Raw genomic sequence first — 13,147 nt, forward strand, 5'->3', positions numbered from 1 at the left:
CATGTCCACCCGATACGTGGTCGGCCGGGCCCGTGCCGTGCTGGACGCGCTCGAACACCTCGCCGGCGGCCTCGGCACCGCCCTGTTCGCGCTGGCGGTGCTGGCGTGGCTGCTCGTGACCGTCGCATTGTGCCTGGTCGGGGTCGGGTTCCTGCTGCTGCCGACCGCGCTGCGCATGGTGCGGGCAGTGGCTGACCGGGAACGCGCCCGGCTGTCCCGCTGGGGACCGGAGATCATCGGCCCGGGGCCGATGCGGGGACTGCGGGATCCGGCGCTGCGCCGAGAGCTCGCCTGGCTGCTCTGCCACGCCTCCCTCGGCTTTCTGCTCGGGGCCACCGCGTTGACGTTGCCGATCGATGTCCTCCATGACGCCTCTTTCCCGCTGTGGTGGCAACTGGTCCCGCCGTCCGCGGCCATGCCGGCGCAGGGGTTCTTCCCCGCCACCGACTGGTCCGGCGCGTTCCTGGTGTGCCTGATCGGGCTCGCGGCGCTGGTGATCACGATGGTGGTGCTGCCGCCGATGGCATGGTTGCAGGCGTGGCCGGGGATCCGCCTGCTGTCGCCGGATCGCGGCGCCGACCTGGCCCTGCGCGTGGCCCAGCTGACGGCCACCCGCGCGGCGGCGTTGGACGCCCATGCCGCCGAGCTGAGGCGGATCGAGCGGTCACTGCACGACGGCACCCAGAACCGGCTGGTCGCCGTGACCGTGCTGATCGGTGCCGCGCAACGCGCGTTGGATCGGGATCCGCTGGTCAGCAAGGAGATTCTCGACCGCGCGCAGGACGCCGCCGAGCAGGCGCTGGCCGAGCTGCGCGGGGTCGTGCGCAGCATCCTGCCGCCGGTGCTGGCCGACCGGAGCCTGCCAGACGCCCTCACGTCGTTGGCCGCCGCCTGCCCGGTGACCTGCCGCCTCGACGCCGATGTGGCCGACCGCTGCGCCGTTTCCGTGGAGGCCACCGCGTACTTCGTGGTGGCCGAGGCGTTGACCAACGTCGCCCGGCACAGCCGGGCCACCGCCGCCACAATTTCCCTGCGCCGACAGGAGAATCGGCTGTGCGTGGAGGTGACCGACGACGGCGCCGGCGGGGCCAGCGAGCAGGACGGCTCGGGGCTGTCGGGCATCCGCCGCCGGGTCGAGGCGCACGACGGGGCCTTCGCGTTGACCAGTCCCGTTGGGGGACCGACCGTTCTGACTGTGAGCCTGCCATGCGGATTGTGATCGCCGAAGACGACTCGCTGCTGCGCGAGGGTCTGGCCCTGCTGTTGAAGGCCGAGGGCCTCGATGTCGTGGCGACCGTGGCCAATGCGCCGGATTTCCTGGCCGCCGTGGATGAACACGGGCCCGATCTGGCCATTGTGGACGTTCGAATGCCGCCGACCAACACCGACGAAGGCATTGTGGCGGCCGTCGAGGCCCGGCGGCGGCGACCTGGCCTGGCGGTGCTCGTGCTCTCCGCGTACGTGGAGCAGGCCTTCGCCACCGAGCTGTTCACCACGGGCGGCTCGGGGCTGGGCTACCTGCTCAAGGAGCGGGTCGGGCGGGTGGAGGAGTTCCTGGACGTGCTGCGCCGGGTGGCCGGCGGTGGTACCGCCATCGACCCGGAAGTCGTTGCCCAGCTGATGGTTCGCCCCGACAACCGGTTGGAACGGCTCAGCGCCCGGGAGCGGGACGTGCTGGCGCTCATGGCCGAGGGGCTGGGCAACAGCGCCATCGCCGCGCGGCTGGTCGTCACGGATGGGGCCGTGCACAAGCACATTCGCAGCATCTTCGCCAAACTGGATCTCGCGCCGACCGACAGTGCCGATCGGCGCGTGACGGCCGTGCTGCGCTACCTCAAGGCGAGGACCGGCGCCCGGTGACCCAGGCGGCCGCGGGTCGCCGCCAGCAACACGATCGCGATCGTGCCGGAGCCGAGCAGGAACGCGTTCGCGGTGTCCTGGATCGACATCGACGGGAACATCTGCGACCAGGCGATCGAGAAGAAGTTGTTCACGCTGGTGTGCAACAGCATGGCGATCGGCAGGCTCTCCCCGGTGCGGTTGAACACCCAGGTCATGATGATGCTGAAGGTGACACAGGTGGCCACGAACTCCACCGGCGTGAGCAGCGTCCAGTGCGGCCAGTTGCCCCAGTCCGAGAAGAACAGCGGCAGGTGCCAGACTCCCCACAACGGCCCGAGGATCAGCGTTCCACCGAGCGGACCGAACCGGTTCTGCAGGCGAGGCAAGGCAAAGTCGCGCCAGCCCGGCTCCTCGGCCAGGCCCGTGGTGACCATCTGGAGCACCAGGCCCGGCACGTACGCCACGAGCGTCGCCACCGCCGGCAGCATCGGGTTCTGCTCCGACAGCGCCACTGTGGACGCCGTCAGCACCGCCGGCACGGCCAGCACAACGCCTACGTACCAACGCCAGTTGACCCGCCACTTCGCCAGCCGCCCCACCCACAGGCGCAGCCCCGCCCGGCCGTCGGTCACCGCCGTGACCACGTACGCCGAGAAGATCGGCCCCAGGTAGGCGCCCGGCAGGACGCCCGCGAGCTGGCTCGTGCCGAGCAGCTCCGGGAACCGGAAGTGCAGTAGCCCCAAGCCGTTCTCGGACAGGATGTACGGCGCCCATGCCGCCCAGCTCAAGGCGTTGGCCAGCACGAAGAACCAGACCAGCGGCCGGCGGCGGATGTTTTCGGTGATTGTCACCGGTTGAGCACACCAGCGCGGGCCGTGAAGGTCATTCCCGTGAGCACCCGAATTCAGGTACAGCAGGCTGTATCAGGCGACTTCGGCCGGGAGAACTGGGCCGAGACCCTGCACGAGTTCGCGCGGGCCAAGAATGTCCGCTTTCTCCGGTCATTCCCCCGTCCGGCATGGCCGCCGGCGGGCCAGCCATTCCTTGGGTCTATTGGCCACGCAGGGTGCTCGGAGCCGGCCTCACCTGCTAGCTTCCCACCATGGGGGTCGACCACGACTTTGTCATCGTCGGCGCGGGCACCGCGGGCTGTGTGCTCGCCGCGCGGCTGAGCGAGGATCCGGGCGTCCGCGTCCTGCTGATCGAGGCGGGGGCGGCCGAACCCGATCCGCGCAGCGCGATTCCACCGGCCTGGCCGTTGTTGCAGGAAACGGCGTCGGACTGGGGCGACCTGACGGTGCCGCAGTTGTCGGGCGCGCCCGTGAACCTGCCTCGCGGCCGCGGACTGGGCGGGTCCTCGGCGATCAACGGAATGGTCTTCACGCGCGGGCACCGCTCGGCCTATGACCGGTGGGGCGTCAAGGGATGGGGTTTCGACGACCTGCTCCCGTACTTCCGGCGCGCCGAGTGGACGCTGTCGGTCGGCCCGGCGACGCCGGCGCATCCATGGGCGACGGCGTTCCTGGAGGCCGGCGCACAGGCCGGCCATCCGCTCGCTGCGGACATCAGCGGCGGCACGGAGCTCGGCTTCGGGCGCACCGACGTCACCATCGCCGACGGCCGGCGGATCAGCTCCGCCGACGCGTACCTGACGCCGGCGGCGCAGCGAGCCAACCTTGAGATCATCACCGACGCCCAGGTCCGGCGGATCCTCTTCGACGGCACTCGCGCCGTCGGGGTCTCCTTTCGTGCCAACGGAATCGACCGCCAGGTCCGATGCGAACGGGAGATCATCCTGGCTGCGGGCGCGATCGGCTCGCCGCATCTGCTGATGCTGTCCGGAATCGGCCCGGCCGGGCATCTCCGCGACCTGGGGATCGACGTGGTGGCCGACCGGCCCGGTGTCGGCTCGAACCTGCACGACCACGTCGTCACCACCCTGGTGTACGAGGCCGGCCGGGAGATTCCACCCACAGTCAACGGGCACGTCGACATCATCGGCCTCGCCGCCAGCACCGGCGGCCTTCCCGATCTCCAGTTGTTCTCGTTCGATGTGCCCCTGGTGCCCGAGGGCGTTCTCGAACACGGCTACACGATCGGAATCTCCGCGATGGCACCGCATTCACGTGGCACGGTGCGGCTGCGGTCGGCGGATCCGTGCACGCTCCCGAGCGTCGATCCGGCCTACTACCGCGATGCCCGCGACCTCGACACCATGACCATTGGGTTGGCGATGGGCCGCGAGATCGGCCACCAGCCTGCGCTTTCCTTTTGGCGCAAGCGCGAAGTGGTACCAGGTCCGAACAGTTCGGTTCGGGATCACCTCCTGGCCAGCCTCCATCCCTACTACCACCCGGTCGGCACCTGCCGGATGGGCGCCGACAACGACGCCGTCGTCGATTCCGAGCTCCGCGTGCACGGCTTTGACGGGCTGCGCGTCGTCGACGCCTCGATCATGCCGACCATCACCAGCGGCAACACCGCCGCGCCGGTGTACGCGATCGCCGAACGCGCCGCCGACCTGATTCGGTGACACACCGGGACGAGACGCCGGCCGCGCTCACGTTCCTCGCGCCGAACAGCCGGCCCAGCACCGACAGCGGCCAGCTCCTCCAGCAGCAGCTGGCCGTCATGGGCGTGAGGCTGACGCTGAACAACGCGGAGCACCGTGGCCGACTACGGCGTGGTCGGCTTCACCAAGTAGACTATTGGTGAGGTACTTCACGAATGGAGGCGGCGGTGAGCGATGAGGCCGTGCGGGTGGGGCTGCGATACCTGTCCCTCGCGCACCGGGTGCGCCGGCTCGTCGACGACAAGATGGTTGCCGGCGGGCTTTCGCTGGCCCGGGTGAAGGTCCTGCGCATCCTCGACGAGACCGGCCCGCAGCGGCAGGTGTCGCTGGCCGAGAGCCTCGGCCAGGCCCCGCGCTCGGTGACCCAGGCGGTCGAGGCGCTGGAGCGGGACGGCCTGGTCGTCCGGACCGCCGATCCCGAGGACCAGCGGGCCAAGCTCGTCGCCCTCACGCCGGCCGGGGCGGACAGCCTCGCGGCCGGGGTGACCGCCGGCGACCAGGCGCTCGTGGAGATCTTCGGCGCCCTGGGGCCGACGCGGCTGGCCCGCCTCGGCAAGCTGGTGGACGCGCTCGAAGAGGAGCTATAGCGCCATTCCGACGAGGTCGGCCGTCGTGTCCCAGAGTTCTTTCTGGATCCGCTCGCCGCGTCCGGGAGCCGGGCATTCGAGCGGTTTGCCGTCACGGTGTGAGAAGTACCCGCCGGTGGTCGTCGCGAACTGGTCGTCCGTGCACAGGCGCGTGATGATTCCCGCGCCACGACGGGGATCGCCGATCCTCAGCGCCTTGAGGACCTTCTCCAGCGGGCCGGCGAACGGCAGCTCGCGGCCGAGGCCGCTGGTGTTGAAACCGGGGTCGCAGCAGTTGACCGTCACGCCGGTGCCGGCCAGTCGCCGGCTCAGCTCCTGCGTGAACATGATGTCCATCAGCTTGGTCCGGCCGTACCGGGCGAAGGACTCGCGCCGTGAGAAGTCTTCGGTGGCAAGGAGATCGGCCTTGGGATCCAGCGTCTTCACCTGCCGCGCCGCCTCGGAGGCGACGTTGACGACGCGGCCGGTGAGCTTGTCCCGCAACGTCGCCGTGAGCAGCCACGGCGCCAGGTAGTTGACCGCCGTCATCTCCGCGAAGCCGTCTTCGGTGCGGCGCTGGGCAAAGGCGTGCAGGCCGGCATTGTTGACCAGCACGTCCACCTGGTCGTAGCGCGCGGCGATCTCGGCGCCCACCCGTCGGACATCGTTCAGCGAAGCCAGATCCGCGATGAAGACGCCCGCCTCGGTCTCCCGGCGCAACGATGCGGCCTTGCCCGGGTCGCGGGCCACCACGGCCAGCCGCGCTCCTTGCCGTGCGAGGTCGAGGGCGACCAGTCGGCCCAGGCCGTTGGTGGCCCCGGTGATGACGACAACAGGGCGCGTGCTCATGGCCGCCTCCACGATTGATGAGGTACCTCATCACTGTAGCAGTGCTGAGGTACCTCATCAAATCAGCGCGGCAGCCGCTCGACCAGCGCCCCGGCCCGGTCCACGAGCTCCTTGGCGGTGTTCCCGTTGACCACGTACAGGATCACCTCGTCGGCGCCGATGGCGGTCAGGGCGGCGACGTCCTCGGCCAGCTGGGCCGGGCTGCCCTGGAACGGCGTGCGGTCACCGGGGATGTCGGCGTCGGCGACGTAGACGTGGATCAACGGCACCAGGCGCAGGGCGTCGGCGTCACGGCCGTGGCCGTCGGCCAGCTCGCGGATGCGCTGCCAGGTCTGTCCGATCGCCTCGGCCCCCATGCCGCTGGGAATCCAGCCGTCGGCCTTGCGGGCGATCCGGTCCAGCGCGGCCGGGGCCGAGCCGCCGCCGACCAGGATCGGGATGCTGTCGACCGGCTTCGGGTTCACGAAGGCGTTGTCCACCACGGTCCGACTATCCCGATAGGACACCGGGTTCGGGCCCCAGAACGTGCGGCAGGCGTCGATGGTGGCTTCGAGGTCGCGGCCCCGGTTCCGCAGCTCCGCGCCGTGCGAACGGTACTCGTCCGAGGACCAGCCGGAGCCGAAACCGGCCACCATCCGGCCGCCGCTGAGCTGGTCGATGGTCGCCAGCGTCCGGGCCAGCCGCACCGGCTGGTGCAGCGGCGCGACCAGCAGGCAGGTGCCCAGCTTGACCGTCTGCGTCACGGCCGCCGCCGCGGCCAGCACCGTCAGCGGCTCGGCGTTGAATTGGTAGGTCTCGGACCAGGCCAGTCCCGGCACGCCGTACATGCCGTCGTTGGGCTGCAACGGAAACAGCACCCGCTCATACACCCACAGGCTGTCGTAGCCCAGGCGCTCGGCCTCGCGGGCGACGGTCGTGACATCGTGGCTGAGATCCGCTTCGCTGCCCTGCGGCAGGGGCAGTCCGTACTTGGTCATGCCACCATCATGCCCGCGTATCGCGGGCGTATGGAAAACCGCATACGCCACGGCAACGTCCGGCCGTCTTCACTGGGGGCCACAGTTTGTCAATGGGGGAGGACCGCGCTCATGGATTCCGCAGGGGGTATCGGCCGGCGGCGGTTGCTCGGGCTGACGGCCGCGGGCGTGGTGGCGGCCGCCGCACCGGTCGCCAACGCCGATCCGGTCGATTGCGACATCCCGCCAGCCACTCGGCCCGGCGGCGCCTATGACCGGTACGTGGCGCAGCTGGCGGCCGAGGGCAGGTTCTCCGGCGTGGTGATGCTGTCGCACCGGGGCCGGACCGTGCTGTCACGCAGCTACGGCCTGGCCGACCGGGAGAACGGGATCCGCAACCACGAAGGCATCGCCTTCAGTCTCAGCTCCGCCGGCAAGCCGTTCGGCGCGGTGGCCGTCCTCCAGCTGGTGCAGCAGGGCAAGCTGAAGCTGTCCGACACCGTCGGCACGTATCTGACCGGCTACGCCAAGGAGATCGCCGACAAGGTGACCATTCACCACCTGCTCTCCGGCACTTCCGGGACGACGAGCCCGGACGAGGACGTGCAGCGGGTCTTCCAGAGTCGGGAGGAGGTGCACGCCTACTACGAACAGTGGGCTCGGCAGTCGACGCCGGTGGATCCGCCCGGCACACCCACCGACCACGTCGCCGCCGAGGTTCAGATCCCCGCGCAGATCGTCGAAGCCGTCAGCGGGCAGTCGTACTGGGATTACGTGCAGGACAACATCTTCCGGCGTTGCGGCATGACCGGCACCGGGTTTTTCACCCGGCCTCAGTGGCTCACCGACCCCCACATCGCGCACCCGTACATGACGCTGGCCGACGGCAGCCAGGTCGATGCCGTGCGCCACCTGGACCAGGGCAGCCCCGCCCCGGACGTGCTCGGCAAGAACCCCGGCCGCGCCTTCATCGACGCCCCCGGCGACGGCGGTTTCGCCACCGCGCCCGACCTCGTCCGCTTCGGCCAGGCCCTGTTCGACGGCACGCTGCTGGACCGTCCATGGGCCGATGTGCTCACCGGCGCCAAGATCCCCCACGGGCCCACGTCGTTCGGCGCCTACTCGCTGCCCGTCCACATCCTCAACCGCCAGTGGGTGTTCGGGCGGGCCGGTGCAAACCCCGGCGTCGCCGCCAGCTGGAACATCTACCCCGACACCGGCTGGATCGGCGTCACCCTCGGCAACAGCGACGGCCTGCCGTTGCAGGAGATGTCCGTGCGGGAGTCCCAGGCCGTCACCGAGGCGTCGTGCTGAGGGACTGGCACGCCTGGTTCGGCACCTTCACCGGCGTCGTCGCCCTCACCGTGCTCGCCCTCCCCGTGGCAGCGCTGATGGTGTGGCTCCTCACCCTTCGCGGCAGGCCGTTGCGGATGTCCCTGGCCGAGGTCGGTCTCGTCTACGGCACCGTGCCGGGCGTGTGGCTGATCTTGCTGCCCGGCGGCCCCGCCGGCTCCAACCGGGTGAGCCTCATCCCCCTGCGCGACCTCTCCGCCGTCCTCGCCGCCGGTCCCTCCACCGCCGTCGCCCAGGTCGTCGGCAACCTCCTGGTGTTCGCCGCGCTGGGCTTCTTCGCCCCCATCCGCTTCTCCGCCTTGGCCTCCGCCCCACGGATCCTCGCCCTCGGCGCCGGCTGCTCCGTCTTCGTCGAGACCTTGCAGTACGTCCTCCAGCTGGGCCGTGTGTCCTCTGTGGACGATGTCCTCCTCAACGCCGCCGGCGCCCTCCTCGCCGCCCTCGCCTCCCGCCACTGGTGGCGGGCTCCGGTAGACGTGATGTCGTAGCGGCGGCCCGGCCGGTGGCGTTCCGGACCCCTACGGTTGCTCGGGCTGCGACAGCAGCGGCTCCCGATCGAGGTGCTGGCCGACACCGTCCCGGCCGAGACGCGCGAGCAGCTGTTCGGCGGCTTGGCAGCGAGCCGGCTCCTGGCGATGGAGGACAGGGTCGACGCCTGGGAATACGGCGCTGCCGCCCTACGGCGTGGAATGGCCGACCCGCGGCCGCCGACAATGACGGCGATCGACGCCGCCGATAATCCACGTCATTCGCGGAAATTCGGCCATATCTCGCCCGGGGTCATAGAGGAACGCATGCAAATCGGCTAGCTTTCCAGTGCTCGACCGCCGCGCTCGTCCACGTCCATCACCCAGGCAGGAAGTGGCAGAGCAACCATGAAAGTGCTGGTCACAGCGTGTCCGACCTATGGGCATTTCTTTCCGCTGGTCCCGTTGTGCTGGGCATTGCGCAACGGCGGCCACGATGTTCTCGTCGCATTGCCGGGACGTTTCGCCGATGTGGCGGCCGCCGCCGGACTGCCCGCGGTCCGGCTCGGCCCCGATTGTCCGGTGCGAGATTTCGTCCCCGATGACCACGCCGTTCAGGACAACTCCACGGCGGCGCTGATCGACCACGTCGTCGCCTACTATCTGCCGCTCGCCGAGCGGCTCGCCGACCGCACGGTCGAGCTGGCCGCCGAGTGGCGGCCGGACGTCGTGCTGCATACCCCGTGGGAGCACGCCGGCCCGCTCGCGGCGGCCGTGGTCGGCATTCCCACCGTGATCCAGACCTGGGGTGTGGCGCTGCCGCCGGAGCTGCCGGGCGCCACCGCGGCGGCCCTTGCCGACCTACATCGCCGGTGGGGGCTGGCCGGCGTCGCCGAACCGACCTGGACCGTCGAGGTGTGCCCGCCCGGCCTGCAATATCCGGACGCGCACTCGGCGGTGCTGCCGATGACGTACGTCCCCTACAACGGTTCCGGCCCGATGCCGAGGTGGCTGCTGGAGCGGTCGGACCGCCCACGGATCTGTGTCACGCTGGGCAGCATCCCGATCCCGGGCGACCACGCGTCCGTGCTGGACGTCGTGTTGGCCGGGCTGGCCGAGGTCGCCGCCGACGTCGTGCTCGTCACCGGCGGCAATCTGGCGCCGCTCGACGACCTGCCGCCCCATGTCAGGGCCGTCACCGGCCTGCCACTGAGCCATGCGCTGCCGACCTGTGACGTGATCGTGCACCATGGTGGATCGGGTACCACCATGACGTCGACCGCGTTCGGGTTGCCGCAGTTGGCGTTGCCGCAGATGTGCGACCAGTACCGGCACGCCGAGCGGCTGTCCGCCGCCGGCGCCGGCATCCAGTTGCTGCCGGGACAGGTCGACGCCGTGACCGTCCGCGCGTCGGTCAGCGCCCTGCTGGAGGACGGGAGCCATCGCGCGGCGGCCCAGGCGCTGCGCACGGAGATCCGCCACCGACCGTCGCCGGACCTGGTCGCTGACAGCCTCCACGATCTCGTCCGCCTGGCGGAGGTGCGGTCGTGAACTGGGTGGGACGCACCGCCGTGGTGACCGGCGGGCTCGGGTTCGTCGGCTCACATTTCGTGCAGCAGATGCTGACGCGCGGCGCGGAGGTCATTTGCCTGTACCGCACGGAAAGACCCGAGGTGATCGCCGAACTTGACCACACCGCCCGGCTCCGCCTGATCCAGCTCGACCTGCTCGACGAGAACGAGTTGCGGGCGGCCTGCCGGTACGCCGCGCGGCGCGTCGACGCCGTGGTGCACTGCGCGGCGCTGGACGGCAACGCCGAGTTCAAGCGGCGGCACTCGGCGCGGATCCTGGACGAGAACATGCGGATCGCCTCCAACGTGCTCGGCGCCGCCCGCCGCCAGCAGGTGGACCACGTGGTGCTGATGAGCTCGGCCGAGGTCTACGCGCCGGCCGCGCCGGATCCGGTCGCCGAGGAGGACGACTTCTGGCGGCATGCGCACTTCACCGAGAACGGCTACGCGCTGTCGAAGATGTTCACCGAGATCCTCGCCGACCTGCATCGCAAGCAGTTCGGCATGACCATCCACGTGCCCCGGCCGACCAACGTCTACGGGCCGCGGGACGGCGGCGGGCGGGTGATCCCGGCGATGCTGGACCGGCTGGCCGCCGGCGAGGAGGTGGTGGTCTGGGGAGACGGCCGCCAGACCCGTGGCTTCGTGCACGTCGAGGACTTGGTCCGGACCACGCTGGCGATGATCGCCACGAGCCGCCACCCGACGGTCAACGTGGGCGGGGCGGAGTCGGTGTCCATCGTGGACCTGGCCCGCCGCCTCGCGGCGCTGCTGGGGCGGCCGGAGCGGATCCGGCTGGACCTGGACAAGCCGGCGGGCTCGCCGGGTCGCCGGCTGGACCTGCGCAGGATGAACGAGATCATCGATTTCACGCCCCGCCCGCTGCGGGACGGCCTGGCTGACACGGTGGCCTGGTTCCGCATGCAACGGGACCGCGCCGCGGCCTAGCGTGCCCCGGCTCCCAGGGCCGGCGCGTCGGCGACGAAGGCCCGCTCGGTCAGCAGGCCGCGCAGTCTGCCGGCCACGGCGCCGTCCACGACCGGCCCGGACAGGTCGTTGCGCTCGTCGGGCAACCGCTCGACGAGCGCAACGAGGAGGTCCGGCTTGCGTTTGACGGAGTAGTGCACGCCGCGGTCAGCATGGATGGCGCAGGCCGGCGCGATCCACGGATCTCCTTGCAGCGCAGGCGAATCGAACATCCATATCCGGGTGTCAGCCGAGCCGCTCGGCGTGGCGGGCCTGCTCGACGATCGCGGCCGAGGGCGACAGCGCGCACGACGAACGGATGCCCGTCACCGTCGATCCGCCGGCTGCCACAGCGCCAGCGTGGCGCCACCGGGTTCGTCGACGACCACGACCGAGCCCGGTGGCAGATCGGTACGGGGCTTGACGATTCGCGCCCCGAGCTGCACCGCGCGCCGGGCAGCGGCGTCCACATCGGTCACCGGGACATAGGGGATCCACTGTGGATGCCGCGGATCGCCGTCGGGCAGCGGGGTGAATCCGCCCCAGACACCGGCCTCGTCACCGAACATCGGCCCGGCGGGGGTGTCGGTGACCGCCCAACCGAACAGGTCGGTGTAGAAGCGGCGCGAGGCGGCCAGGTCAGTGGTCCGGACGTCGTGAAACACAAATTGTTGGGACATGCGTCCTGACTTTAGGACACGTGTCCCATCTTTGGCAACGAGGCGGTAGGTTTGCCGGCGTGACAGCGACCAGGCCCGTGATCGAAGCCAATCGGCGCGGTAAGCGCGAGCAGATCATCGACGCCGCCAAACAGGTCCTTGCCCGGGACGGGCTCGCGGCCTGCACCGCGCGAGCGGTCGCCGACGCGAGCCCGCTGACCAAGAGCGCCGTGCACTACTACTTCGACGACATCCACCAGATCGTGGACATCGCGATGCGGGAACACGTCGCGGCGATGGTGACCGGGCTGCGTCAGGCCGCCGACGGTGAATCCGATCCCGCCGGGAAACTGTGGGCGGTTGTGGACGCCTACCTGGCCACGTTCGCCGCACAGCCCAACGCCGCGTTCCTCTGGTTCGAATACTGGATCGACACCGGCCGTCGGCAGTCCGCCGACGCCATCGCCGCCACTGTGGAGGACATACGCGTCCTGCTCGACGAACTCGCCGCGCGACTGCCGGTCGACGACCCCGCCGTCACGGCCGACGCACTGCTGTCCTGGCTGCTGGGAACGGTCGTGCAGCAGCAGATACGGCCGAAATCCTCGACCCGGCTCCGCCACGAACTGAACTCCATCATCCACAACACGACGGGATGAAGCCGCCGGCGGCATGGGCACGTGTCGGACGACGGCTGGTAGCGCGGGAAGGCTTCGTGATGGAAGTTCTGCGACAAGCAACCTGGTGGTGGATGGTGGCGCCGCCGTAGATGGTTCCTGCCTGCACCACGGAGGCGGCATTGCCGGTGATGGGTTTGTGCGTCTCGTTGTTTGGTGGCGCGGGGGTCTCTCGCCAGCATCGGACTGGTGCGGGAACTCGAGGTTCACCTAAGCGGACGTGTGCCGAGCGAGAAATGCTGGTGCACAAGGCATGTGGACAGGGTGCATGTCGTGGAGACCGACTCGGGCGACTTCGAGGCATCACTGCGGGGCATCGCGTCGGCGCGGGGTGGTGCTGCGCGGCACGGTGCGGCATCCATCGCGTTTGTGATCTTGGCTCCTGCCGGGCTTCGGCAGCGGAGCGACCACTCGTCCACTATGGACGGTAGAAAAACAAAGAACCCCACCTGAATGCCCAGGTGGGGTCGATTGTCGCAATGTGCGGCGCCAGGGACTCGAACCCCGAACCCGCTGATTAAGAGTCAGCTGCTCTGCCAGTTGAGCTAGCGCCGCTCATCGAGGTTCCCTTGCGGGTTTCCCTCGCTGACGGGAGAAAGATTAGCACACGCGTCGCGGCAATTCCCAATCGGCTGGTCAGGGGCGGTATGCCCAGGTCAGGGCGGGGAT

The 13,147-nt window shown here is 70.0% G+C and carries 16 protein-coding genes and 1 tRNA gene; 11 read left to right on the top strand and 6 right to left on the bottom strand.

The features are described 5' to 3' along the window. The first annotated feature begins 1 nt into the window (after position 1). Positions 2 to 1,219, top strand: a complete 1,218-nt coding sequence (locus AB0M73_RS14680; RefSeq protein ID WP_363891120.1) for a sensor domain-containing protein — start codon at positions 2 to 4, stop codon at positions 1,217 to 1,219. Beyond that, on the top strand, positions 1,207 to 1,860 hold the full coding sequence (locus AB0M73_RS14685; protein ID WP_363891121.1) for a response regulator transcription factor: 654 nt from the start codon (positions 1,207 to 1,209) through the stop codon (positions 1,858 to 1,860). Before AB0M73_RS14680 ends, AB0M73_RS14685 begins: the two co-directional genes overlap by 13 nt. Here AB0M73_RS14685 and AB0M73_RS14690 read toward each other — a convergent pair. Then, complete coding sequence (locus AB0M73_RS14690; RefSeq protein ID WP_363891122.1) at positions 1,830 to 2,693, bottom strand: CPBP family intramembrane glutamic endopeptidase; 864 nt, start codon at positions 2,691 to 2,693, stop codon at positions 1,830 to 1,832. The genes AB0M73_RS14685 and AB0M73_RS14690 overlap by 31 nt on opposite strands. 251 nt (positions 2,694 to 2,944) lie before the next feature. Here AB0M73_RS14690 and AB0M73_RS14695 point away from each other — a divergent pair, with 251 nt between their 5' ends. From AB0M73_RS14695 to AB0M73_RS14705, 3 genes are read left to right on the top strand one after another with little or no spacing between them, the layout of a single operon-like run. Next, positions 2,945 to 4,375: a GMC family oxidoreductase N-terminal domain-containing protein gene (locus AB0M73_RS14695; protein WP_363891123.1), complete on the top strand. Its 1,431-nt coding sequence runs from the start codon at positions 2,945 to 2,947 to the stop codon at positions 4,373 to 4,375. Further along, positions 4,372 to 4,557 carry a hypothetical protein gene (locus AB0M73_RS14700; RefSeq protein WP_363891124.1) on the top strand — a complete coding sequence of 62 codons (186 nt, stop codon included), beginning with the start codon at positions 4,372 to 4,374 and terminating at the stop codon, positions 4,555 to 4,557. Before AB0M73_RS14695 ends, AB0M73_RS14700 begins: the two co-directional genes overlap by 4 nt. A gap of 24 nt (positions 4,558 to 4,581) precedes the next feature. Beyond that, positions 4,582 to 5,001: a MarR family transcriptional regulator gene (locus AB0M73_RS14705; RefSeq protein WP_363891125.1), complete on the top strand. Its 420-nt coding sequence runs from the start codon at positions 4,582 to 4,584 to the stop codon at positions 4,999 to 5,001. On the opposite strand, the gene AB0M73_RS14710 is transcribed toward AB0M73_RS14705, so the two are convergent. Next, positions 4,996 to 5,829 carry an SDR family NAD(P)-dependent oxidoreductase gene (locus tag AB0M73_RS14710; protein WP_363891126.1) on the bottom strand — a complete coding sequence of 278 codons (834 nt, stop codon included), beginning with the start codon at positions 5,827 to 5,829 and terminating at the stop codon, positions 4,996 to 4,998. The genes AB0M73_RS14705 and AB0M73_RS14710 overlap by 6 nt on opposite strands. Before the next feature lie 62 nt (positions 5,830 to 5,891). Beyond that, positions 5,892 to 6,806, bottom strand: coding sequence for a TIGR03619 family F420-dependent LLM class oxidoreductase (locus tag AB0M73_RS14715; RefSeq protein WP_363891127.1), 915 nt, complete (start codon positions 6,804 to 6,806; stop codon positions 5,892 to 5,894). Positions 6,807 to 6,917: 111 nt separating this feature from the next. Between AB0M73_RS14715 and AB0M73_RS14720 the strand changes: the two genes are divergently transcribed. The 5 genes from AB0M73_RS14720 (at position 6,918) to AB0M73_RS14740 (ending at position 11,124) form a co-directional block, all read left to right on the top strand. Continuing rightward, positions 6,918 to 8,099 (top strand): serine hydrolase domain-containing protein, encoded by a 1,182-nt coding sequence (locus AB0M73_RS14720; RefSeq protein ID WP_363891128.1) that lies wholly within the window; start codon positions 6,918 to 6,920, stop codon positions 8,097 to 8,099. Continuing rightward, positions 8,093 to 8,626, top strand: a complete 534-nt coding sequence (locus AB0M73_RS14725; protein ID WP_363891129.1) for a VanZ family protein — start codon at positions 8,093 to 8,095, stop codon at positions 8,624 to 8,626. The genes AB0M73_RS14720 and AB0M73_RS14725 overlap by 7 nt, the downstream gene beginning before the upstream one ends. A gap of 36 nt (positions 8,627 to 8,662) precedes the next feature. Next, positions 8,663 to 8,947, top strand: coding sequence for a hypothetical protein (locus tag AB0M73_RS14730; protein WP_363891130.1), 285 nt, complete (start codon positions 8,663 to 8,665; stop codon positions 8,945 to 8,947). 66 nt (positions 8,948 to 9,013) lie between these two features. Beyond that, entirely contained in the window at positions 9,014 to 10,156 is a 1,143-nt protein-coding gene (locus AB0M73_RS14735; protein ID WP_363891131.1) for a nucleotide disphospho-sugar-binding domain-containing protein, read from the top strand. After that, positions 10,153 to 11,124, top strand: a complete 972-nt coding sequence (locus tag AB0M73_RS14740; RefSeq protein WP_363891132.1) for an SDR family NAD(P)-dependent oxidoreductase — start codon at positions 10,153 to 10,155, stop codon at positions 11,122 to 11,124. The genes AB0M73_RS14735 and AB0M73_RS14740 overlap by 4 nt, the downstream gene beginning before the upstream one ends. On the opposite strand, the gene AB0M73_RS14745 is transcribed toward AB0M73_RS14740, so the two are convergent. After that, positions 11,121 to 11,375: a hypothetical protein gene (locus tag AB0M73_RS14745; protein ID WP_363891133.1), complete on the bottom strand. Its 255-nt coding sequence runs from the start codon at positions 11,373 to 11,375 to the stop codon at positions 11,121 to 11,123. The two genes, AB0M73_RS14740 and AB0M73_RS14745, sit on opposite strands and share 4 nt — an antisense overlap. 93 nt (positions 11,376 to 11,468) lie before the next feature. Beyond that, positions 11,469 to 11,822 carry a VOC family protein gene (locus tag AB0M73_RS14750; protein ID WP_363891134.1) on the bottom strand — a complete coding sequence of 118 codons (354 nt, stop codon included), beginning with the start codon at positions 11,820 to 11,822 and terminating at the stop codon, positions 11,469 to 11,471. Positions 11,823 to 11,881: 59 nt separating this feature from the next. Between AB0M73_RS14750 and AB0M73_RS14755 the strand changes: the two genes are divergently transcribed. Continuing rightward, entirely contained in the window at positions 11,882 to 12,460 is a 579-nt protein-coding gene (locus tag AB0M73_RS14755) for a TetR family transcriptional regulator (protein WP_363891135.1), read from the top strand. A gap of 500 nt (positions 12,461 to 12,960) precedes the next feature. Here AB0M73_RS14755 and AB0M73_RS14760 read toward each other — a convergent pair. Beyond that, a tRNA-Lys gene (locus AB0M73_RS14760) sits at positions 12,961 to 13,033 on the bottom strand. Positions 13,034 to 13,147: the final 114 nt, after the last annotated feature.

The sequence above is a fragment of the Kutzneria sp. NPDC051319 genome, from assembly GCF_040682195.1.
In the GTDB taxonomy this organism is placed as follows: Bacteria; Actinomycetota; Actinomycetes; order Mycobacteriales; family Pseudonocardiaceae; genus Kutzneria.

Excerpts from the sequence above, each read along its gene's own strand:
- AB0M73_RS14750 (WP_363891134.1), bottom strand. The coding sequence starts at position 11,822 with ATGTCCCAACAATTTGTGTTTCACGACGTCCGGACCACTGACCTGGCC.
- AB0M73_RS14685 (WP_363891121.1), top strand. The coding sequence starts at position 1,207 with ATGCGGATTGTGATCGCCGAAGACGACTCGCTGCTGCGCGAGGGTCTG.
- AB0M73_RS14745 (WP_363891133.1), bottom strand. The coding sequence starts at position 11,375 with ATGTTCGATTCGCCTGCGCTGCAAGGAGATCCGTGGATCGCGCCGGCC.
- AB0M73_RS14695 (WP_363891123.1), top strand. The coding sequence starts at position 2,945 with ATGGGGGTCGACCACGACTTTGTCATCGTCGGCGCGGGCACCGCGGGC.
- AB0M73_RS14710 (WP_363891126.1), bottom strand. The coding sequence starts at position 5,829 with ATGAGCACGCGCCCTGTTGTCGTCATCACCGGGGCCACCAACGGCCTG.
- AB0M73_RS14680 (WP_363891120.1), top strand. The coding sequence starts at position 2 with ATGTCCACCCGATACGTGGTCGGCCGGGCCCGTGCCGTGCTGGACGCG.
- AB0M73_RS14735 (WP_363891131.1), top strand. The coding sequence starts at position 9,014 with ATGAAAGTGCTGGTCACAGCGTGTCCGACCTATGGGCATTTCTTTCCG.
- AB0M73_RS14715 (WP_363891127.1), bottom strand. The coding sequence starts at position 6,806 with ATGACCAAGTACGGACTGCCCCTGCCGCAGGGCAGCGAAGCGGATCTC.
- AB0M73_RS14720 (WP_363891128.1), top strand. The coding sequence starts at position 6,918 with ATGGATTCCGCAGGGGGTATCGGCCGGCGGCGGTTGCTCGGGCTGACG.